The sequence below is a fragment of the Pseudomonas sp. WC2401 genome, from assembly GCF_041200115.1.
GTDB lineage: Bacteria > Pseudomonadota > Gammaproteobacteria > Pseudomonadales > Pseudomonadaceae > Aquipseudomonas > Aquipseudomonas fragi.
Genome location: NZ_CP165623.1, coordinates 4291219 through 4312326, shown reverse-complemented (window position 1 = coordinate 4312326; position 21108 = coordinate 4291219). Strand labels below are relative to the sequence as shown.

Below are 21108 nucleotides of genomic sequence, written 5' to 3'. Positions count from 1 at the left end.
TGAATGCCATGTTCGACAAAGTACTGATCGCCAACCGTGGCGAAATCGCCCTGCGTATACAGCGTGCCTGCCAGGGGTTGGGGATTAAAACCGTGGTGGTGCATTCCGAAGCCGACCGCGACGCGCAGTATGTGAAAAACGCCGATCAGGCCCTGTGCATTGGCCCTGCGGCGCCAGGCCAGAGCTATCTGAATCAGGCGGCGCTGCTGTTTGCGGCCAAGGTCAGCGGTGCTCAGGCGATCCATCCGGGCTACGGTTTTCTCTCCGAAAACGCCGGTTTTGCCGAGCGCATCGAAGCCGCCGGGCTGACGTTTATCGGCCCCAGCGCCGCCTGCATCCGCACCATGGGCGACAAGGTCGCGGCCAAGCGCGCCATGCGGGAGTCCGGCGTACCCTGCGTGCCCGGCCCCGATTCGGTAATGCCCACCGATGAGGCGAGCATCCAGGCCATTGCCCGCGACATCGGCTACCCGGTGATCGTCAAGGCCGCCGGTGGTGGCGGCGGGCGCGGCATGCGCGTGGTGAGGCAGGTACACGACCTGATCGAAGCCATCAACCTGACCCGCGAAGAAGCGCGGCTGGCGTTTGGCAATCCCGAACTGTATATCGAAAAATTCCTCGACCACCCGCGTCATGTCGAAATTCAGGTGCTCTGTGATGCCTACGGCCATGCGATCTGGCTGGGTGGCCGCGATTGTTCCTTGCAACGCCGTCACCAGAAAGTGCTGGAAGAAGCCCCTGCGCCGGGTATCGACCCGCAACTGATCGCCAGTGTGGGCGAGCGTTGCGCGGCCGCCTGCCGGCAGATCGGCTATCGCGGCGTGGGCACTTTCGAGTTTTTGTATGAAGACGGCGAGTTCTTTTTTATCGAGATGAACACCCGTTTGCAGGTCGAGCACCCGGTCACGGAAATGACCACCGGCATCGACATCGTGCAGCAGCAACTGCGCATGGCCCGGGGCGAAGTGCTGAGCTTGCGCCAGCAGGATGTGCAGCTCAACGGCCATTCGCTGGAGTGCCGGATCAACGCCGAAGACCCGCAGACTTTTATGCCCACGCCGGGGCTGGTGCAGCGCTGGGAAGTGCCGGGCGGCTTTGGTGTGCGGGTCGATTCCCATGTCACAACCGGCTACCGGGTGCCGCCTTATTACGACTCGATGGTGGCCAAGGTCATCACCCACGGCGCCACCCGTGACGAAGCGCTGGCCCGTATGCGCCTGGCCCTGGGGGAAATGTGCGTGGAAGGCATCACCACCAATATACCGCTGCATCTGGCGATTCTCGACGATCCGGGGTTCTGTGCCGGCGGCGTTGACATTCATCATCTGGAGCACTGGCTGCAGCACAGGAGTCCGACATGAGCGAGCAACCCGTGATCAGTTTGCTGGGCTCTACGGCCCTGCTGTTCGAAGCACCGGGGGCGCTGGCGCTGGTCCCGCAGCAACACCTCTGGAACCTGGCTTTACAGGCCGCGCAATGGCCCGAGATCGACGAAGCCGTGCCCGGCATGAACAACCTGATGCTCACCTTCCGCACGCCACCCCGCGACCTTGCCGGGTTGCGCGAGCGCTTGCTGCAGGCGTGGCAGCAAAGCACGCCGCTGGCGCTGGAAGGTCGCATTATCGAACTGCCGGTGGTGTACGGCGGTGAGCATGGCCCGCATATGCAGGATGTGGTTGAGCACACCGGGCTGGATATCGACACCATTGCCCATCTGCATAGCGAGCCGTTGTACCCGGTGTATGCCTTGGGCAGCCACCCTGGCTACTGCTACCTCGGTGGCATGGACGGGCGCCTGGCAACCCCGCGCCGGCAAGTGCCGGTGCTCAATATCGGCGCCGGGGCGGTGTCGATCGGTGGCGTGCAGACCGGCGTTTCGGCCTCGGCCGGCCCCAGCGGCTGGAACACCATCGGGCGTACCGAGATGGCGTTTTTCGACCCGACCCAGAACCCTCCGGCCATTCTGCGGCCGGGCGATCAATTGCGCTTTCGCATCGAGAGGATCATCCGATGATCGAGATCATTTCTGCGACTGCCCTTGCCACCGTGCAAGACACCGGTCGCTCCGGCAGCCTGGGTTACGGCGTCGGCACCAGCGGTGCGATGGACCAGTTGGCGCTGGCGGTTGGCAACCTCCTGCTGGGCAACCCCGAAGGCGCAGCCGCCATCGAAATTCCGCTGTTTCCGTTTGAGGTGCGCTTTATTCAGGACTGTGCCTTCGCCGTGACCGGCGCGGCGGGTGAGGCCACCCTGGATGGCCAGCCACTGCTGCCGTACTGGGTGATGCAAGCCCGCGAAGGCCAAGTGCTCAGCCTCGGTTATCCCACCTCCGGCAGCCGCGCCTATCTATGTTTGGCGGGTGGTGTTGACGTGCCGCCTGTGCTCGGTTCACGCAGCACCCAATTGCGCGGCGAGTTTGGCGGCTTCGAAGGCCGCGCCTTGCAACAGGGCGACCGGCTGGCGGCGGCACGTCCGGGGCTGAGCGAGGGGCCGGTGGACTTCGGCGTGATTGCGCCCAGTCAGGCACTGGCGCTGCACTGCGACGGTGTGCCAGCCATGCGTGTGCTACCTGCAGCCGAATATGAATGCTTTGTTGAAGACTCGCGCAACGCCTTCTGGGCTGACGACTGGAAAATCACCGGGCAGAGCAATCGCTACGGCTATCGCCTGGAAGGCACGCCGCTGGTGCCGGTCGCGCCGATGGAAATCCGCTCCCACGGCATCGTCCCCGGCGTGATTCAGGTGCCCCACGGCGGTCAGCCGATTATCCAGATGCGCGACGCCCAGCCCAGCGGTGGGTACCCGAAATTCGGCACGGTAATCGAAGCTGACCTGTGGCGATTGGGCCAGGCCCCGGTCGGCAGCAAGGTGCGCTTTATCCACTGCAGCTACCCCGAAGCACTCGACGCCCTGGACGACAATCGGCGCTACCTCGAAGAAGTCGCCCGCTTGATTAACCTTCACCGCATGGCCCCGCGCCAAGGACACTGACCCATGAGCAATGAAGAAATTCGCCAATTGGCGCGGTGGTTGAGCGAGGCCGGTCTGGGCGGTGTGGAACTGCAACGGCCGGGCGTGCAGCTGGTGCTCAAGCGCCACCTTGAAAGCGTCGCGGTGCACGAATCGATTGACCCGCCGACGCACGCCAATCAGGTGTCGATCCGCACCCGTGGCCTGGGCCAGTTGCTGCTCAGCCACCCCGATCAGCCACAAGTGCTGATCGCAGAAGACAATCACGTGGACAAGGGCCAGATCGTTGCGCTGCTGCAAGTGGGCGACCTGCTGTTGCCCGTGCGCAGCCCTCAAGCCGGGCACATCAGCCAGGTGCTGTTGCAGCACGGCGCAACGGTGGGTTACGGCGAAGCCATCATGCAACTGGAGGTGGCGTGATGAGGATCGATTTGAACGCCGATCTGGGCGAGGGCTTCGGCCCGTGGCGCATGGGCGAAGACGAAGCACTGCTGACGCTGGTGTCCTCGGCCAACGTCGCTTGCGGTTTGCATGCCGGTGACCCGTTGATCATGGACAACACGGTGCGCATGGCCAAGGCCGGCGGCATTGATGTGGGTGCCCATGTCGGTTTCCCTGACCTGGTGGGCTTTGGCCGGCGGCAGATGAACATCGACCTCAAGGAACTCACGGCGCTGGTGGTTTACCAGCTTGGCGCGCTGGCGGGCATCGCGGCGGTCAACGGCCACCCCATGACCCATATGAGCTTTCACGGTGCGCTGGGCAATCGGGTTGCGGCGGATGCCGAGCTGGCCGGGCCGCTGGTGGCGGCCGTGGCGGCCTTTGACTCGCGGCTGATCATCAGCTCGTCGAGCAGCCGGGCGATTGAAGCGGCTGCCGACAAAAACGGCTTGCGGGTGGCCACCACCTTTCTCGCCGACCGCGCCTATGACGATGATTGCCTGCTGGTGCCACGCTCGGTCACAGGCTCGGTGATCAAGGATCCGGCGCAGGTGTTGCAGCGTGTCCGCCAGTTGCTGGAGGAGGGCACCGTCACCAGCCTCAACGGCAAGCGCCTGGCAGTGCCTGCGCACTCGATCCTGCTGCACGGCGACACCGCCGGCGCGGTGGAACTGGCGCGCACCATTCGCCGCGAAATCGAGCAGGGCGGCGGGCGGATTACGCCCATTTCCCGGCTATTGAACTAGGTCATAAGCAAGGCTTATTGCCTCACAACCATTGCGTCTTGGTGACCGGGCTCAGGGCTGGATAGAGTCGAAGTCACCAGCAGCCTTAACTGAACTGCCCCGCCACACAGGGAACGATTTATGCCATTTGCAGACTACAAAACCGCGCTGGTCACCGGCGCTTCTTCGGGTATCGGTGCAGCGGTTGTCGAACGTTTGTGCCAGGAAGGCGTAGAAGTCCACGCCCTGGCCCGCAGTGCCGACAAGCTGGCCGAGCTGGCTGACAAGACGGGCTGTATCGCCCATGCCATCGACGTCACCGACCTGGCCGGGCTGACCGCGCTGTTTGCCCGCCAGCGCTTCGATATTGTGGTCAACAACGCCGGGGTCGACCGTCCGGGCTCGATCCTCAAGGCCGACGCCGAAGGCATCGACCTGTTGATCGACGTCAACCTGCGCGCCGTTCTGCACCTGTCGCGTCTGGCCTTGCCGGGTATGGTCGAGCGCGATTGCGGGCATATCATCAATATCAGCTCGATTGCCGCGGCCTATAACTTCGGCGGCAACTCCACCTACCACGCCACCAAGGCCGCGGTGAGCATGCTCTCAAAGCAACTGCGCATCGATGCGTTCGGCAAGCGCGTGCGGGTCACTGAAATCTGCCCGGGGCGGGTGTCTACCGACATCTTTGCCCATGTGCATGGCGACTCCGAAGCCACCTACAAGCGCTTTGTCGAAGGCTTCGAATTGCCCCAGGCCAAGGACATCGCCGATGCCATTGCCTTCGCCATTGCCGCGCCGATTGCGGTAAATATCGGCCATATGGAAATCACCCCCACCCTGCAAGTGCCCGGCGGCCTGTCCACCGCGCGTCCCGAGGACTACCAGGGTTAAGGCTGCACCCCAAAACAGAACGGAATCATCCGTCGTTGCCGTACCTGCGTCAGGGTTGAAACTGACGTTTTTTTTCTGCCCTCATCCCACTGTCGATGGGGAATGACCATGACGCATGACTTCGATTTGGCCGCGGTGCTGCGAGGCGAATACGCCGAGCTGATCGTCAAGGGCATCGAAACAACCCTGCAGCTGGCGCTGTATGCCTGGCTGCTGGCAATGACGCTGGCGCTGGTGCTGGTCACCGTGCGCCTGACCGGCAATAAAATCGCCGACCGCCTGGTGGCGGCGTATGTGTCTTACCACCGCAATGTGCCGACTCTGGTGCAGTTGATGATGTGGTATTTCGGCGTGCCCAACCTGCTCAGCGAATCCACCCAGATGGCGCTGGCCAACTACAACACCGAGTTCCTGTTTTCGGTGATTGCCTTGGGGCTGTGCCAGGCTGCGTACTTTTGCGAGGACATCCGCAGCGGCCTGCGCGCCATTCCCGGCGGCCAGACCGAAGCCTCGCGGGCCTTGGGCTTGGGCTATATCCGCTCGATGCGCTACGTGATCCTGCCTCAGGGTGTGCGCAACTGCCTGCCTTCACTGATCAACCACACCGTGTTGCTGTTCAAGAACACCAGCCTGGCCATGGCCATTGGCGTGGTGGAGCTTACCTACGCCACCCGCGAAGTCGAGAACTACACCTTCCGCGCGTTCGAGTCTTATCTGGTTGCCACCGTGGTGTATCTGGTTTTTTCACTGCTGTTGATGGGCGGCGGCGCACTGCTGGCGCGCCACTTCAACAAAGCGTTGGCGAGGTAAGCGGCCATGTTCGATATTGTTTCGATCCTGCAGAACAACTGGACGCTGTTTCTGATCGGCCAATACCCCCACGGGCCGTTGGGCGGGTTGGCCAATACGCTGATTCTGGCGGTGCTGGCCCTGGTGCTGGCGTTCCCCTGCGGGCTATTGCTGGCGCTGGCGCGGGTGTCGCCGTGGAAGGGCCTGCGCTGGGCGGCGACCGTCTGGGTTTATGTGCTGCGCGGCATCCCGCTGCTGATGGTGATTTTCTGGACCTACTTTCTGGTGCCCTTGCTGCTGGGTCACAACATCACCGGTTTTATGACCATGCTCTGCACCCTGGTGATCTACCAGAGTGCCTACCTGTGCGAAATCATTCGCGGCGGCATCCAGGCCCTGCCAGCGGGGCAGTACGAAGCCTCGCGGGCCCTGGGCTTTGGCTATATGCGCACCACGATCTGGGTGATCTTGCCGCAGGCCTTGTACAACACGCTGCCCAGCCTGATCAGCCAGTTTATTTCGATCATCAAGGAAACCTCCCTGGGCTATGTGATCAACGTCCAGGAACTGACCTTCGCCGCCAACCAGGTCAATAACCAGCTGCTGACCAAACCGTTCCAGGTGTTCCTGATCCTGGCGGTGATCTATTACCTGCTGTGCTTCGGCCTGACCCAACTGGCCGGCTGGGTGGAGCGCCGCATCGCCCGCAAGCGCCTGGGTTCGGGGGTGCAAACCGTAACGCCCGGCGCCGTACTGGCTACTGATAATTGAAGAGGGCTGCGTCCATGCATCCGATGATCATGTTTTCCAATATCAACAAGTGGTACGGCGATTACCACGCCCTCACGGACATCACCGCCGAGGTCAAGCCGGGTGAAGTGGTGGTGCTGTGCGGGCCCTCGGGCTCCGGCAAATCGACCCTGATCCGCACCGTCAACCGCCTGGAAGACATCCAGAAAGGCCAGATTCTGTTCGATGGCCAGGATGTCAGCGGCACCGATGCCAACCTCAACCGCCTGCGCAGCCGGGTGGGGTTTGTGTTTCAGAGTTTCAACCTGTTCCCGCACTTGTCGGTGCTGGAAAACATCATTCTGGCGCCGACCAAACTGCGCAACCTCAAGGGTGCGGCAGCCCGCGAGCAGGCCATGCAATTGCTCGACCGCGTGGGCCTGGCACACAAGGCCGGGGCCTATCCGGCGCAGTTGTCCGGTGGCCAGCAACAGCGGGTGGCGATTGCCCGGGCGTTGGCGATGGAGCCGCCGGTGATGTTGTTTGATGAGCCCACCAGCGCCCTGGACCCGGAAATGGTCGGTGAAGTGCTGAGCGTGATGAAAGGTCTGGCCAAGGACGGCATGACCATGATGTGCGTGACCCACGAGATGAATTTTGCCCGCGAAGTGGCCGATACCATCTGGTTTATGGACGCGGGGCAAATCCTGCAAAAGAGCGCGCCCGAAGCGTTTTTCAATCAGCCGTCGCATCCACGGGCGCAGCGTTTTATCGCTGACCTGCGGGCGCATTGAACGTTGTTCCTTTGAGGAGTGTTGTTATGGCGATAAAGCAACTGTTGGCCACGCTGGCGCTGAGTACCCTGACCTGCGCAATGGCCCAGGCCGATCAATTGAGCGACGTGATGAGCAAAAAATCCCTGGACTGCGGCGTGTATGCCGACGTGCCGCCGTTCTCCGCGCCGGACCCGGTCAGCCGCGAGCTGGTGGGCATGGACGTGGACCTGTGCAAGGCCCTGGCCAAGACCCTGGGCGTGGAGCTGCAGCTCAAGCCGATGTCGGTGGAAGCGCGGATTGCCGAAGTGAAAATGGGCCGCGTGGATGTGATCTTCGCCAATCTTGCGTACACCAAGACCCGTGCCGACCAGATCCAGTTCAGCGACCCGTACTACATCGCCAAGGAGACCCTGGTGGTGCGTGCGGTCAATGCCGACCAGCCGAAAAGCTTTTTCAAGGACAAACGCATCAGCTCCACCAAGGGCTCGACTTCCGAACAGTCGATCCGCATCGCCGGCGCCAACCCGGTGACCTTCCAGGATACGGGCTCGGCCTATATGGCCTTGCAGCAGAACAAGGTAGTGGGGCTGGTGACCAACACCATGACCGCGATCAAATTGGTCAACCAGGCCGGGGAGAGTGGTGTGCAACTGGCGCTGGCCAAGGAGCCGATGGCCCTGGAGCCGATTGGCGCGGGCATGCGCCTGGGCGAGCCGGCGTTTTTGCACAAGGTCAACGAAGCGCTGGCGAGCATGGAAGCGTCGGGTGAAATCGATGCGATCTGGGATCGCTGGATTGGCCCGAATACCCCTTACAAGATGGTGCGTGAAGACAAGGTGCAGTCGCTGGCGGATTTGAAATTTGATCCGTTGCCTTGAGGCTTGAGGTTTTTTGTAGCAGCTGACGAGCGGAGCGAGGCTGCGTCCGGCTGTTACGCCTCGGATGCCGCTTTACGACCGCTTCGCGCCCGGACGCAGCCTCGCTGCGCTCGTCAGCGGCTACGGATTTGGGTGAGGCTCGGCGGTGCGTGGTGGTTTTGCAGGCACTGTAAAGTTGGGTAAACCTTTGCTTCAGGCCTGACCGGCACTGGTATAAGGGCGGCGTTTTTTCCCTGTTGAAAATGAGCGTTCGGTCATGAAATTGAAGTCTGTTGTTAAAGCACTGGTTGTAGCGGTTGCGGTATCGGCCTTGTCAGGCTGCTGGATGTTTATGCCGCCAGGCGGCGGTGGCGGTGGCGGTGGTCATGGCGGCGGTGGTCAGCACGGCGGCCAGCGCTGATCGGGTGAGTCGCATTATTGTGGGAGCGGGCTTGCTCGCGATGGCATCGGCGCGGTTTAACCCAACACCGCATCGCTTGTATCGCAGGCAAGCCAGCTTGCACAGGATGCCATTACAACTCCAGCTTGTAGCCCACCCCATACAAAGACTGGATCGGGTCATGCCCCGGGCTGGCCTGGGCCAGTTTGCGCCGCAGGTTGCGGATGTGGCTGTCCACCGTGCGGTCGGTGACCACGCGGTGGTCGGAATAAAGTTTGTCCAGTAACTGGTCACGGGAAAATACCCGCCCCGGGGCGCGGGCGAAGGTGTTGAGCAGGCGCAGTTCCACCGGTGTCAGGTCCAGCGCCACGCCATCGAACGAGGCGCGATACTGCGCTTCGTCGATCTGCAGGCGGGCCTGGGCTATCTGCTCTAACTGCGGGCTGCGACGCAAGATGGCCTTGACCCGTGCCACCACTTCCCGCGGGCTGAACGGCTTGCAGATATAGTCGTCGGCACCCAGGTCCAGCCCCAGCAGGCGGTCCACTTCTTCGACGCGGGCGGTGATCATGATCACCGGTATTGCGCTGAAACCGCGCAGCTCCCTGCAGATGTCCAGGCCATCGCGGCCGGGTAGCATCAGGTCGAGCAGGATCAACCTCGGCGCATGGCTGCGCACCCACGGCACCACCTCCAGACCGTTATCCAGGCAATGCACGGCGTACCCGGCAAGGCTCAGGTAGTCGTGCATCAATGCGGCCAGTTTGGGTTCATCTTCAACAATCAGAATAGTGTCCATGGTTTACACCTTGCGCGGCAGGCGCAGGCTAAGCCACAGGCCGCCCAGGGGTGAGTGGTCCGCTGTCAGGCTGCCGCCGTGGGCCAGCACGATGCTGTGACAGATCGCCAGCCCCAGCCCGGCGCCGCCACTGGCACGGTTGCGCGAGGCTTCGCCGCGATAGAAACGCTCGAACAGACGCGGCAATTGCTGCGGGTCGACGCCGGGGCCGGAGTCCATCAGGCTGACCAGAATGTTTTCATCCTCAAGGGAAGCGCTGATCAACAGCAGGCCGCCAGCATCGGTATAGCGCACGGCGTTTTCCAGCAAGTTGCCAAACAGCTGTTGCAGGCGCTTGGCATCAGCCTCCAGCCGCAGCGGGCCAGTTGGCAGTCGCAACTCGACCCTTAACCCGGCTGCGTTACAGCGCTCCTGGTACATGGCCACCGAGGTCTGCAGCAGGTCGTTGAGGTCACACTGGCTTTTACGGTAGGTCAGGGCGCCGACATCGGCCAATGACAGCTCATACAGGTCGTCCACCAGTTTGCTGAGCATGCCGACTTCGCCCTGCAGGGACTTCATCGAACTGTGATCGAGGGTGCGCACACCGTCCTCGATGGCCTCCAGTTCACCGCGCAGAATCGACAACGGTGTGCGCAGTTCGTGGGACACATCGGCCATAAATTCGCGGCGCATTTTTTCGTTGCGCTCAAGGGTGTAGGCCAACTGGTTGAAGTCGCGGGCCAGTTGGCCGACTTCGTCATTGGACGAGACCGCCACCCGGTTGCTGTATTCCCCGGTGGCCAGTTTGTGGGTGGCAGCGGCCACGCGCTTGACCGGATCGAGCAGGGTGCGGGCAATCCACCAGGCAATCAGCATGGCCAGCAGCAGCGAGAGAACCCCCACGCCCAAACTGGTTTGCAATTGATATTGCTGGAACCGCTCGCCACCGGCCTCGGTCACGCTCTGGAACGGGGTCACGGCCAGCCAGCCGACGGTTTTGCCATCGACGTCAATCGGCCGCAGCAACGCGTCATCGCCAATCGAGGGGTAGCCGGTGACGCGTTTTTTGTCCTGGTCGAGCAGGGCGATGCGAAACAGTGCGCCGGTCAGGTCGGAGGGCAGCGGGTTTTTCAGGTCGCCACGTTTGGGTTCATCCCCGGCGTCAGGCCGCATCAGCTGGAACCAGCGCTCCGGGTTGTGGCGCAAGAACGCCCAGCTGCCTTCGCGCTGCCAGGCGCTGACCATGCGCGGCTGCACGGACTCCATGCGCTCCAGCGCCTGCTCATTGAGGTAGCCGAGAAAGCCCCGGGTGAAACTCCAGCTGGTGGCCAGGCCCATGCTCAGGATCACAAACAGCACGCTGGCCAGAACGGCGATAAACAGTTTGGTGGAGATACTCAGTTTCATCGGCTCGGCTTACTGGCGAAATGGCCTGCTCATTTAGGCCCTGCGCCGGAGAAGATTCAAGGCTTGCGGGCAATCTTCAATTTTCCTGCACATTTGCCTCGCACCATGACATCAGCCAACTGTCTTGTAGAGGCCGCCATGTCGATCAAACTGTTTACCAAATCCCTGGTAACCGCCGCTGTTGTTGTGTCCTTGCTGGTTCTTTTTGTGCTGAGCGGCTGCTCGGCAGGGGACTCCGCTCCTGTAGCCGAAAAACCCAAGGTGTCAGTGCTGACTGTGCAACCCCAGCGTCAGGCATTGACCGCCGAGCTGGCCGGTCGTACCCAGGCCTTTATGGTTGCCCAGATTCGCCCGCAGGTGGGCGGCATCGTGCAGCAGCGTCTGTTTGTCGAAGGTGCCGAGGTCAAGGCCGGGCAGGCGCTGTATCAAATTGACGCGGCGCCGTACAAGGCCGCCCTGGCGCAGATGCAAGCCACCGCCGCCAAGGCCCGTGCCACGCTCAAGTCGGCGCAGTCCACCGCCCGGCGCGATGCGCAGCTGGCGAAAATTGATGCCCTCAGCCAGCAAGACAACGAAGACGCCCAGGTCGCGCTGCAAACGGCCCAAGCCGATGTGCAAGTGGCGCTGGCCGATGTTGAAACCGCACGTATCAACCTGGCTTATACGCGGATCAGTTCGCCGCTCAGTGGCCGCATTGAAACCTCGACAGTGACCCCCGGCGCACTGGTGGTCGCCAGCCAGGACACCGCGCTGACCACCGTGCAGCAACTGGACCCGATCTATGTTGACGTGACCCAATCGACCACCGAGCTGCTGCGTCTCAAGCGCGACCTGGCCAGCGGAGCCCTGCAGGGCAGCAGCGCAATTGAGGCGCCGGTACTGCTCAAGCTGGATGATGGCAGCACCTATAACCACGCCGGCAGCCTCAAGGTCAGTGGCGTAACGGTGACTGAAGGCACCGGCACCGTCACCTTGCGTGCCGTGTTCCCCAACCCGGATCACCTGTTGTTGCCCGGCATGTATGTACGCGCCGTGCTGGACCAGGCTACCGATGACAAGGCCATCCTGATCCCGCAAAAGGCCGTGACCCGCAGCGCCAGTGGCGTGACCTCGGTGCTGGTGGTGGTCGACGGCAAGGTCGAGCAGCGCGTGGTGAGCATTGACCGTGCCGTGGGCAATCAGTGGTGGGTGACCGCCGGCCTGAATGCCGGTGACCAGGTGATTGTCGAAGGCGGGCAGAAGGTCCGCGTGGGCAACGAAGTCCTGGCGCAGAACAGCGAAACCCGGCCGTTGCCGACCCGTGCCGCACCCACTGCCATTGCGCAGGAGGGTTGAGCATGGCGCGTTTCTTTATCGATCGACCGATTTTCGCCTGGGTGATTGCCATCGTGATCATGCTGGCAGGGGCCATGTCGATCACCCAGTTGCCCCTTGAGCAATACCCGGATATTGCTCCGCCCACGGTGAAAATCGCCGCCACCTACACCGGCGCATCGGCCAAAACGGTAGAGGACTCGGTGACCCAGGTTATCGAGCAGCAAATGACCGGCATCGACAAACTGACCTATATGTCGGCCTCCAGCAGTTCGGCGGGTAGCGCCAGTATCAACCTCACTTTTGAGGCCGGTACTGACCCCGACGTAGCGCAGATGCAGGTGCAGAACAAACTCCAACAGGTGGAATCACGCCTGCCGGCATCGGTGCAAAGTGAAGGCCTGACCGTGACCAAGGGCGGCTCGGACTTCCTGATGATTGCGGCCCTGGCGTCGGATAACCCGAGCGTTACCGGCACCCAGATCGGCGATTATATTTCCAGCACCTTGCTCGACTCCATCAGCCGTATCGATGGCGTGGGCGAGGTCAAGACGCTCGGCTCGGGCTATGCCATGCGCATCTGGCTGGACCCGGCGTTGCTGCAAAAATACGCCCTTATGCCTTCTGACGTGACCACCGCCCTGGAGGCGCAAAACACCGAGGTGTCGGCCGGGCAGTTGGGTGCCTTGCCTGCCGTGGCCAGCCAGCAACTCAATGCCACCATCAGTGCGCGCAGCAAACTGCAAACCGCCGAAGAGTTTCGCAATGTGGTGGTCAAGTCCACCAGCAGCGGTGCCGTGGTGTTGCTCGGTGATGTGGCCACGGTGGAGCTGGGCAGTGACAGTTATGACGTCAATTCGGCCCTTAATGGCAAACCCGCTGCGGCCATGGGCGTGCAACTGGCCACGGGCGCCAATGCGTTGCAGGTCGGTGAAGCGGTCAAGGCCAAGCTTGCCGAACTGGAGCCGTACTACCCGAGCGAAATGCAGCTCAAGAACGTGATCGCCTACGACACCACGCCCTTTGTCAGCCTGTCCATCGAAGAGGTGGTCAAGTCCCTGGGCGAGGCCATCGTGCTGGTGGTGCTGATCATGTTCTTGTTCCTGCAGAATTTCCGCGCCACGCTGATCCCCGCGATCACTGTGCCGGTGGTGTTGCTGGGTACCTTCGGGGTGCTGGCGGTGTTTGGCTATTCGATCAATACCCTGACCATGTTTGCGATGGTCCTGGCCATCGGCCTGTTGGTGGATGACGCCATTGTGGTGGTGGAAAACGTCGAGCGGGTGATGAGCGAAAAGGGCCTGTCGCCCCTTGAAGCCACGCGCCAGTCGATGGACGAGATCACCAGCGCGCTGATCGGCATCGCCCTGGTGCTGAGCGCAGTGTTTATTCCCATGGCGTTTTTCAGTGGTTCCACGGGGATTATCTACCGGCAGTTTTCCGTGACTATTGTGTCGGCCATGGTGCTGTCGGTGCTGGTGGCCATGACCCTGACCCCGGCCTTGTGCGCAACGTTGCTCAAGCCGGTTGACGGTAAGGACCACGGCCCGCAGAGCGATTTTTTTGGCTGGTTCAACCGTAGTTTCGAGCGCAGTGCCGCGGCTTATGAAAAGCTGGTGGGCGGCATTTTGCGCCGGGGCGGGCGCAGCCTGGTGATCTATGCGCTGGTGGTTGCGGCCATGGCGGTGGGCTACGCCAAGTTGCCCACCTCGTTTTTGCCCGATGAAGACCAGGGCATCCTTATGGCGCAGGTGCAATTGCCGGTAGGTGCCACCGATGATCGCACCCAGGCGGTGCTCAAACAGTTCGAGAGCTACATGCTTGAGCAACCAGAGGTTGAGGCGATGATTAGTATTTCCGGGCTGGGCATGGGCGGAAACAGCCAGAACTCGGCGCGGGCTTTTATCCGCCTCAAGGACTGGAGCGAACGCAGCGGTGCCGGGCAGGATTCGGCCTCTATCGCACAGCGTGCCACTCTGGCGTTGTCGAGCATTGGCGATGCCAATGTGTTTGTCATGCAACCGCCTGCCGTGCGTGGGCTCGGGCAGAGTTCGGGGTTTGACCTGCAACTCAAGGACCTCGCCGGGCTGGGGCACGAAGCCCTGGTGGCTGCCCGCGAGCAGTTTATCCAGTTGGCCAGCCAGGACCCGCGCCTGCAGGGCGTGCGCAGCAACGGCCTGGACGACACGCCGCAACTCAAGGTCAGCATCGATGACCGCAAGGCCGGGGCGCTGAGCCTGACCACCAGCGATATCAACGCCACCTTGTCCACTGCCCTGGGCGGTACTTACGTCAATGATTTCCTTAATCAGGGCCGGGTGAAAAAGGTCTATGTGCAGGGCGAGGCCTCGGCGCGCATGCAGGCGGCCGATCTGGATCACTGGTTTGTGCGCAACAGCAACGATGAAATGGTGCCGTTCTCGTCGTTCGCCAGCAGTTCGTGGAGCTATGGTTCGCCGCTGCTGGAACGCTACAACGGCAGCTCCTCGCTGGAAGTGGTGGGCGATCCGGCGCCGGGTGTGAGCTCCGGGGTGGCGATGGACGCAGTCGAGTCGATCATCAAGCAACTGCCTGAAGGCATCAGCTATGAATGGACGGGGCAGTCCTATCAACTGCGTTTGTCCGGCTCGCAAGCGCCGTTGCTGTATGCGATTTCAGTGCTGTTTGTGTTCCTGTGTCTGGCGGCGCTGTACGAGAGCTGGTCGGTACCGTTCTCGGTGATGCTGGTGGTGCCGTTGGGCGTGGTGGGCGCGGTGTTGGCCACCCGTTTCAGCGGCTTGAGCAATGACGTGTACTTCCAGGTCGGGCTGTTGACCACCGTGGGGCTGGCGGCGAAAAACGCCATTTTGATCGTCGAATTCGCCAAGCACCTGCAAGAGCAGGGCAACAGCCTGGTGGACGCCACCCTGATCGCCGTGCGCCAGCGGTTGCGGCCGATTTTGATGACCTCACTGGCCTTTATGTTTGGCGTGTTGCCGCTGGCCATTAGTTCCGGCGCAGGTTCTGCCGGGCGCCAGGCCATCGGTACCGGCGTGCTGGGCGGCATGTTCAGCGCCACGGTACTGGGGATCTTCTTTGTGCCGCTGTTTTTCGTGATGATTCGCCGCCGTTTCAGTCGTGTACCGCAGGCGCAGGCATCCACCACCACTGACCGTACAGGTGAAGCATGAGTCGCTTTCATTGGCCGCTGCTGGCCGTTTTCGCGCTGCTGGGCGGCTGTATCAATCTGGCGCCTGAGTACCAGCGCCCGCAAGCACCGGTAGCCGCACAATGGTTGCCGGGCACCGCTACGCCCAAAGGGCAGGTGGCGGCCGATATTCAATGGCAGCAGTTTTTCACCGATCCGCGTCTGGCGCAGTTGCAGACCCTGGCCCTGGCCAATAACCGCGACCTGCGCCTGGCCAGCCTGAATATCGAAAAGGCCCAGGCGCAATACCGGATCCAGCGGGCGGCGTCATTTCCGGGGATCGATGCCAGTGTCAGCGGCAGTTCCAGCCGGGCCAACAGCAGCACCAGTCACAGCTACAGCGCCGAATTGGGGCTGAGCAGCTACGAAGTGGATGTGTTCGGTCGGGTCAAAAACCTTCAGGACGAAGCACTGCAAGCCTATCTGGCGCTGACCGAAACCCGGCGCAGCACCCAGATCAGTCTGGTCGCCGAAGTGGGCACCGCGTGGCTGACGTTGGCGGCGGACAATGAGCGTCTGAAGTTGGCGCAAGAGACGCTGGCCAGCCAGCAGTCCACCTATGAGCTGACCCAGCGCAGCCATGGTTTGGGCGGTTCATCGGGGCTGGCGGTGTCTGAGGCGCAAACCACCGTAGAGTCGGCGCGGGTGGATGTGGCGCAGTACGCCAGCCAAATCCTGCAGGACCAGAATGCCCTGACCCTGCTGGTGGGCAGCGAAATCCCGGACAACCTGTTGCCGGGTGAAAGCCTGGAGTCAGCGGCGATGCTGGTGCAGGTACCCGCCGAGTTGCCGTCCACCTTGTTGCAGCGCCGTCCGGACGTACTCGCCGCCGAGCACACCCTGCAGTCGGCCAATATCGATATCGGCGCGGCGCGGGCGGCGTTTTTCCCCAGCATTACCCTGACTGCCGGTGCAGGTTCGGCCAGCACCAGCCTGTCGAGCCTGTTCAAGGCCGGCAGCGGTGCCTGGAGCTTTGCCCCGAGTATCAGCCTGCCGATCTTCGACGCCGGCAGTAATCGGGCTACGCTGGACTCAGCCAAGGTGGAACGCGAGATCCAGGCGCAGACCTATCAGCAGACCCTGCAGACCGCGTTCAAGGAAGTGGCCGATGCACTGGCGGTACGCAGCACCCTGGACCAGCGCCTGGCGGCGCAGCAGGCATTGACCGATGCCAGCCGCAAAAGCTACGAGCTATCGGATGCGTTGTACCGGGGCGGTTCGCAGAGCTTCCTTGAGGCTCTGGTGTCGCAGCGCTCGCTGTACAGCGCCGAGCAGGACTTGATTACCCTGCGTCTGGCCGAGCAGAGCAACCGGGTGACGCTATACAAAGTGCTGGGAGGTGGTTGGAACTGAGCGCAGGAATGCGCACAAAACCTGTAGCCGGATCACGCTTGCACCTGTAGCAGCTGACGAGTAGAGCGAGGCTGCGTCCGGCTGCGTAGCAGTCGTAAACCAGACACATGCGGTGTGCCAGTTGGACCCGACTCCCGGGCTTTACGGCCGCTGCGCAGCCGGACGCAGCCTCGCTCCGCGAGTCAGCTGCTACAACGAGCTCTTGATCGGCAACAGAGCATCTACAGGCTTTTAAAACCGGATCTTTCATTAACAAGGAGCTGTCATGATTCCCCTCCAAACCTTGCGCCGACTCTTACTCGGCACCAGCGTGCTACTCCTGCAATTGCCCGCACTGGCCCACGCCGAACCGCCCATCGCAGTGTTGCCAGTGGTCAAACCCGCCATCAGTTGCGCGGCGCTGAGCCAGGTTGATCTGCAGGCTATCGGCGGCAAGGGCAGTCAGGTGCTGTCGGCCAGCGAAATCACCAGCAATGGCGTTACCGCCTGTGAAGTGCAGGGTACGCTGGCACCGAGTATCGGTTTCAAAGTCCAGCTGCCCACTCACACCTGGACCCAGCGTTATCTGCAAGTGGGTTGCGGCGGGCTGTGCGGGCGGATTTCGTTGCAGGTGGGCGCGGCTGAAGGCTGTGCGCCACTGAACAGCGGCGGCTTTGTACTGGCCGCGACCGATATGGGCCACGAGGGCATGGACAACAGCTGGGGCAACGATGCACAAAAACGCGCGGACTTTGCCCATCGCGGCGTCCACTTGACGGCACTGGCCGCCAAGCAACTGATTGGCGCCTATTACGGCCAGCAACCTGCATACGCCTATTTCACCGGCTGCTCCGATGGCGGGCGCGAAGCCCTGATCGAAGCCCAGCGCTATCCCGATGACTTCAACGGCATCATCGCCGGGGCGCCAGCATTGAATTTTCTGGTGCAGAATGCGATTTATCACGCCTGGCAGGCCCACGCCAATCAGGACGAGCAGGGCAAGGCGATTCTGATTGCCTCGCGCCTGCCGATCCTGCACAAGGCCGTGTTGCAACAGTGCGATACGCTGGACGGTCAGGTCGATGGCCTGATCAGCGACCCGCGGGCCTGCCGCTTTGACCCCGCCACCGTGCAGTGCAAGGCCTCGGCGACCGACACCTCGGACTGCCTGAGCGCCAGGGAAGTCGAGGCGGCCCGACGCCTGTATGACGGCCCGCATGACCCGGCCACCGGTGAGCGCCTGACCATTGGCGGGCCGCAGCCGGGGTCCGAACTGGCCTGGGCCGGGGTGTTTGTGCCGGACAGTGTCGATCAGCCAATCAACAGTGAAAAAATGGCGCTGGATGTATTGCGCAATCTGGCCTTCGAACACAACCCGGGAGCGGATTACAGCCTGGCAGACGTGAAGTTTGATCGCAGCACCCTGGATCAATTGCGCGCCCTGCACCCGTTGTATGACGCCACCAACCCGGATCTGTCGGCATTCGCAGACCGCGGCGGCAAGCTGATCTTGTGGCACGGCTGGGCCGACCAGCATATTTCGCCCCTGAACACTATCGCCTATCACCAGGCGGTGCAGGTGCAGATGGGCCAGTCGAAGGCCGAGTCCTTCGAGCGGCTTTACCTGTTGCCGGGGGTTTACCACTGTGGCGGCGGTGAAGGTCCGAGCCTGCTGGACCTGCTGACGCCGATGATGTCATGGATCGAAAAGGGCCAGGCCCCGGCCGCCATCGTGACCTTGCAGGCCAGCAGCAAGCAGGCCGCTGCCAGCGAGTTTGGCGCGCCGACCAATCTGCCGGGCCAGGCAACGGCAGACAAAAAGCCGTCAATGGCGGCGCCCCGGCCTGTCACGCACGACCCTGCCAACGAGGGGCGCACCCGCCTGGTGTTCCCGTACCCGGATGTGGCGGTGTATGACGGCAAGGGCGAGGTGAAATCGGCTGACAGTTATGTGCGCAGCCAGAGCGCGGTAGATGAGAAAACCCCGCAGTGGCTGGGTTCGGACTTTTTCACCCCCTATGCACCGCTGCAACGCTGAGGGCTTCAGCCTTCGGCACTGCGGGCCAGGCTCTGGATGACCTGGGTGAGGGTGTCATCCGATAACGGCACATCACTGCGGCGTGCCTGACGATACTCACTGGGGGTACAGCCCGCGTATTGCTTGAATGCGCGGGCAAAGTAGGAGGGGTCTTTGAACCCCACTTCATAGCCGATGCTGGTGATGGGCATCTGGCTGTTGTCGAGCAGGTCCTTGGCGCTTTCCATGCGTTTGCCCAGCACATAGTCCATAAAGCCCAGGCCATAGACTTCCTTGAACAGGCGGCTGAAACGAAAGGTGGTCATGCTGCAGCGCCTGGCCAGGTCTTTCTGGTCGATGCTTTCGCAGTAATGCTGGTCGATGTACTGCAACACGTTGTGCAGGGCGTTGTGCTTTTGATGGTCGGTGGTCAGGCGGATGCTGTCGGGCAGTGCGGGGCCATGCTCGATCGGCAATGTCTTGTTGCTGTTGCCAGCGGCACTTCGCAGGATGCACAACTGCTCAAGGGCGCTCAGGTAGCGGCTGATCTCAGCAGCACTCAGGGGCAGTACCACATATTCCCAGACCCGCGAACGCATGGCCCAGACCGCGAGTTCTTCGGAGTGCTGTACGGTAAACATGGTGATCGGGATGGAGGGGGACTTGAATTTGATCTCCTGCAACAGATTGAGCCCCGACAGGTCGGGGCAGTCAAAATGCATGCAAATCATGTCTGGCGCCGGCTCGCGGTGCTTGTTGGCCCAGGCCCGGGGGGTGTCCAGCAGGCAGTGGCAGGTAGCGCGAAAGGGCAGCATCAGTTCTTCAGTGGATTGATTGCGGGTAAGGTCGAACCACAGCAGATGAGGTTTTTTGACAGCTTCAGATTTCATTCACGTGATCCTTTCTTGTGCAATGCGCTGTCGGGTTAAAGTTTCGAATCATTATCGCCGTGCCGCTTGAAGTTCACTTTCAATTGGATCCGATAATGCTGTTTTAATACCTGGTTACTGCAAAAAAATCCTGCTGTTCGACAATAAACTCCTAACTGCTCTTGTCACCGCTGGCTAGCCTTGAATCAGGCGGTGCATTAAGTAATCGCTTTGGGCAAGCCACTCAAATGAGGTGAACAACATGAACTTGCAAACCATTCAAACTTCCGTCCAGGCCTTCATCCATGATGAAGACGGCCTGACCATTGTCGAGTATGCCGTGGCCGGTGGCCTGATAACCCTGGGGGCGGTGGCGGCATTTGTCACCCTGGGTGGCAACGTCAAGGACGCCATCACCAGCCTGGGCTGTGCGGTCAAGGGGCTTGCCTGCTGATGTGCGGCTAGCGATCATTGGGGCCTGGCTCCTGTTTGCAGTTGTTGGCTGCCGATGTGCAGCGCCAATGATACGAACCTGTACACAAGTATTGCCGTTGCTTTGAGGTTGTGAAGATTAAATCCTGCTATGAAACCCCCGGCTTAGTCTGTTGCGCTATACGTCCCCTCTAGCGCAGCACCCTTAAGCCGGTTTTTTTATGCCTGATTAGTTGAAGTACGGCCAGCATATAAAGCGGGTGTTAATGGCAGTCAGGTTGTCTTGTTTGTGGCTGCTTTAACTCTTTTCAGTGTTGGCAATAAAGTCCTAACAGTTAGCAAAAATCTCCTAACCCTTAAATAGTGCACTGGCTAAGATTCAATCAAGCAGTGCAATTGGCCCTGCTTCTTAATATCAAACATTGAGTGAGGTGGACGAAATGAGCCTGCAATCAATCAAGACTTCAGTAGTGAAGTTCATCAACGACGAAGATGGCCTGACCATTGTGGAATATGCAGTGGCAGGCGGGCTGATAACCCTGGGCGCTGTCGCCGCGTTTATCACCCTGGGTGGCAATGTGAAAACAGCGATTACCAGTCTGGGATGTGCTGTGAAGGGCACTGTCTGCTAACACGATGTCTCCTGTTGAGGGTGCAGCCATGAGCGAGGTACAGATTGTTGCTGTTGCGTTGCTGTCAGGGCTGCTGGGAGTTGCGGTGGTGAGCGATCTTCGCCGTCACCGCATTCCCAATCTTCTGGTTTTGCTGGGGCTGGTGCTGGGCCTGGTCGGCCAGACTTGGGCCGCAGGTTTTATCGGGTTGGGGCATTCGCTGCTGGGCATGCTGATCGGCTTCGGGGTTTTCCTGCCCATGTACGCCGCTGGCGGGATGGCCGCCGGGGACGTCAAGTTAATGGCTATGGCCGGCGCCTTTTTAACCCCCCATGACGCCCTCTGGGCTGCGTTTTTCAGCCTGATTGCGGGTGGCGCATGCGGATTGCTGATCGTGCTGGTGCGCGGTCAGGCAGTGCAGACCCTGGGGCGCTACTGGTTGATGCTCAAGGCCCGGGCCTACTTTTCCCCCCAGGCTGATGAAGTGGCCGGTAAGCCTTTCCCTTATTCGGTCGCAGTTTTGCTTGGCACCTTGGCCAGTGTCTTTTGGCTGCCCTTGGGCCATTAGTTCAGGAGA

Annotated in this window: 21 protein-coding genes; 18 read left to right on the top strand and 3 right to left on the bottom strand. The window is 61.4% G+C overall.

Annotated features, from left to right (window positions below; all coding sequences use genetic code 11):
* Window positions 1-8: 8 nt before the first annotated feature.
* The 11 genes from accC (at window position 9) to AB3G35_RS19740 (ending at window position 8602) form a co-directional block, all read left to right on the top strand.
* On the top strand, window positions 9-1361 hold the full coding sequence (gene accC / locus AB3G35_RS19790; protein WP_369781973.1) for an acetyl-CoA carboxylase biotin carboxylase subunit: 1353 nt from the start codon (window positions 9-11) through the stop codon (window positions 1359-1361).
* Window positions 1358-2014 (top strand): 5-oxoprolinase subunit PxpB, encoded by a 657-nt coding sequence (pxpB, locus tag AB3G35_RS19785; RefSeq protein WP_315245723.1) that lies wholly within the window; start codon window positions 1358-1360, stop codon window positions 2012-2014. Before accC ends, pxpB begins: the two co-directional genes overlap by 4 nt.
* Window positions 2011-2991, top strand: coding sequence for a biotin-dependent carboxyltransferase family protein (locus tag AB3G35_RS19780; RefSeq protein ID WP_106116052.1), 981 nt, complete (start codon window positions 2011-2013; stop codon window positions 2989-2991). The genes pxpB and AB3G35_RS19780 overlap by 4 nt, the downstream gene beginning before the upstream one ends.
* A gap of 3 nt (window positions 2992-2994) precedes the next feature.
* Complete coding sequence (locus AB3G35_RS19775; RefSeq protein WP_106116053.1) at window positions 2995-3390, top strand: biotin/lipoyl-containing protein; 396 nt, start codon at window positions 2995-2997, stop codon at window positions 3388-3390.
* The gene (locus tag AB3G35_RS19770) at window positions 3390-4157 is read left to right on the top strand and encodes a LamB/YcsF family protein (protein WP_134049998.1); all 768 of its coding nucleotides are present in this window, start codon (window positions 3390-3392) and stop codon (window positions 4155-4157) included. Before AB3G35_RS19775 ends, AB3G35_RS19770 begins: the two co-directional genes overlap by 1 nt.
* Window positions 4158-4277: 120 nt before the next feature.
* Window positions 4278-5030 (top strand): SDR family oxidoreductase, encoded by a 753-nt coding sequence (locus AB3G35_RS19765; RefSeq protein WP_134050000.1) that lies wholly within the window; start codon window positions 4278-4280, stop codon window positions 5028-5030.
* A gap of 108 nt (window positions 5031-5138) precedes the next feature.
* The gene (locus AB3G35_RS19760) at window positions 5139-5840 is read left to right on the top strand and encodes an amino acid ABC transporter permease (RefSeq protein WP_086798173.1); all 702 of its coding nucleotides are present in this window, start codon (window positions 5139-5141) and stop codon (window positions 5838-5840) included.
* A 6-nt stretch (window positions 5841-5846) separates the two neighbouring features.
* On the top strand, window positions 5847-6590 hold the full coding sequence (locus AB3G35_RS19755; RefSeq protein ID WP_086798171.1) for an amino acid ABC transporter permease: 744 nt from the start codon (window positions 5847-5849) through the stop codon (window positions 6588-6590).
* 23 nt (window positions 6591-6613) lie between these two features.
* Window positions 6614-7342, top strand: coding sequence for an amino acid ABC transporter ATP-binding protein (locus tag AB3G35_RS19750; RefSeq protein WP_169869964.1), 729 nt, complete (start codon window positions 6614-6616; stop codon window positions 7340-7342).
* A gap of 26 nt (window positions 7343-7368) precedes the next feature.
* A complete protein-coding gene (locus AB3G35_RS19745; protein ID WP_095040109.1) occupies window positions 7369-8202 on the top strand; it encodes an ABC transporter substrate-binding protein in 834 nt (277 codons plus the stop codon).
* Between the two features lie 256 nt (window positions 8203-8458).
* Window positions 8459-8602, top strand: coding sequence for a hypothetical protein (locus AB3G35_RS19740; protein WP_016782265.1), 144 nt, complete (start codon window positions 8459-8461; stop codon window positions 8600-8602).
* A gap of 112 nt (window positions 8603-8714) precedes the next feature.
* Here AB3G35_RS19740 and AB3G35_RS19735 read toward each other — a convergent pair whose 3' ends face one another.
* Together AB3G35_RS19735 and AB3G35_RS19730 are read right to left on the bottom strand one after the other, a co-directional pair.
* Complete coding sequence (locus tag AB3G35_RS19735) at window positions 8715-9380, bottom strand: response regulator (RefSeq protein WP_016782266.1); 666 nt, start codon at window positions 9378-9380, stop codon at window positions 8715-8717.
* Between the two features lie 3 nt (window positions 9381-9383).
* Complete coding sequence (locus AB3G35_RS19730) at window positions 9384-10769, bottom strand: ATP-binding protein (protein ID WP_369781972.1); 1386 nt, start codon at window positions 10767-10769, stop codon at window positions 9384-9386.
* Between the two features lie 138 nt (window positions 10770-10907).
* Here AB3G35_RS19730 and AB3G35_RS19725 point away from each other — a divergent pair, with 138 nt between their 5' ends.
* The 4 genes from AB3G35_RS19725 to AB3G35_RS19710 all read left to right on the top strand — a co-directional run bounded on the left by AB3G35_RS19725 (window position 10908) and on the right by AB3G35_RS19710 (window position 18640).
* Entirely contained in the window at window positions 10908-12104 is a 1197-nt protein-coding gene (locus AB3G35_RS19725) for an efflux RND transporter periplasmic adaptor subunit (RefSeq protein WP_106116058.1), read from the top strand.
* A 2-nt stretch (window positions 12105-12106) separates the two neighbouring features.
* Entirely contained in the window at window positions 12107-15253 is a 3147-nt protein-coding gene (locus AB3G35_RS19720) for an efflux RND transporter permease subunit (protein ID WP_369781971.1), read from the top strand.
* A complete protein-coding gene (locus tag AB3G35_RS19715) occupies window positions 15250-16623 on the top strand; it encodes an efflux transporter outer membrane subunit (RefSeq protein ID WP_169909607.1) in 1374 nt (457 codons plus the stop codon). The genes AB3G35_RS19720 and AB3G35_RS19715 overlap by 4 nt, the downstream gene beginning before the upstream one ends.
* 265 nt (window positions 16624-16888) lie before the next feature.
* The gene (locus tag AB3G35_RS19710; RefSeq protein WP_369781970.1) at window positions 16889-18640 is read left to right on the top strand and encodes a tannase/feruloyl esterase family alpha/beta hydrolase; all 1752 of its coding nucleotides are present in this window, start codon (window positions 16889-16891) and stop codon (window positions 18638-18640) included.
* 5 nt (window positions 18641-18645) lie between these two features.
* Here AB3G35_RS19710 and AB3G35_RS19705 read toward each other — a convergent pair whose 3' ends face one another.
* A complete protein-coding gene (locus AB3G35_RS19705; protein WP_095040104.1) occupies window positions 18646-19509 on the bottom strand; it encodes a response regulator transcription factor in 864 nt (287 codons plus the stop codon).
* 241 nt (window positions 19510-19750) lie between these two features.
* Between AB3G35_RS19705 and AB3G35_RS19700 the strand changes: the two genes are divergently transcribed.
* The 3 genes from AB3G35_RS19700 to AB3G35_RS19690 all read left to right on the top strand — a co-directional run bounded on the left by AB3G35_RS19700 (window position 19751) and on the right by AB3G35_RS19690 (window position 21099).
* Complete coding sequence (locus AB3G35_RS19700) at window positions 19751-19942, top strand: Flp family type IVb pilin (RefSeq protein ID WP_016782273.1); 192 nt, start codon at window positions 19751-19753, stop codon at window positions 19940-19942.
* 418 nt (window positions 19943-20360) lie between these two features.
* Complete coding sequence (locus AB3G35_RS19695; RefSeq protein WP_016782274.1) at window positions 20361-20552, top strand: Flp family type IVb pilin; 192 nt, start codon at window positions 20361-20363, stop codon at window positions 20550-20552.
* 28 nt (window positions 20553-20580) lie between these two features.
* Window positions 20581-21099: a prepilin peptidase gene (locus tag AB3G35_RS19690; RefSeq protein WP_016782275.1), complete on the top strand. Its 519-nt coding sequence runs from the start codon at window positions 20581-20583 to the stop codon at window positions 21097-21099.
* Window positions 21100-21108: the final 9 nt, after the last annotated feature.